Origin of the sequence: Thermococcus sp. M36 (assembly GCF_012027355.1) — an archaeon.
Taxonomy (GTDB): domain Archaea; phylum Methanobacteriota_B; class Thermococci; order Thermococcales; family Thermococcaceae; genus Thermococcus.
This window is the reverse complement of the sequence record NZ_SNUH01000326.1, coordinates 1-396: the sequence shown is the minus strand read 5'-3', so window position 1 is coordinate 396 and position 396 is coordinate 1. Positions and strand designations below refer to the sequence as shown.

Here is a 396-nt window from a genome sequence, read left to right as displayed (position 1 = left end):
CTTTCGTAAACCGAACAGCTGTTAACGAAGACGCAGGTAATGAAACAGCAGTTACAGAAAATGTTTCGTATGAATTATTTGAGTTTAACCCGAATACCATTGATGAAGCCGGCTGGAAGAAATTAGGCTTGCGTGATAAAACGATAAAAACAATTTTGAATTACAGAAGTAAAGGAGGAAAGTTTAAATCAGCTGAAGACATAAGAAAAATTTGGGGTTTGAAGAAAGAAGAAGCTGACAGAATTATTCCTTATGCAAGAGTTGAAAGTGTTCATTCAAATAATAATGCTGCTACAAAAGAAATTGCAACAAAGGCAAGTATAAAAATTGATGTGAATGCAGCCACACCGCAGGAATGGTTTACCATACCTAATATGGATAGAAGCCTTGCTTACA

The 396-nt window shown here is 35.6% G+C and carries 1 protein-coding gene; it reads left to right on the top strand.

Features of this window, described 5'->3' with window-relative positions:
• The coding region (locus tag E3E36_RS12545; RefSeq protein ID WP_167895654.1) for a helix-hairpin-helix domain-containing protein at positions 1–396 on the top strand (396 nt) is incomplete at both ends.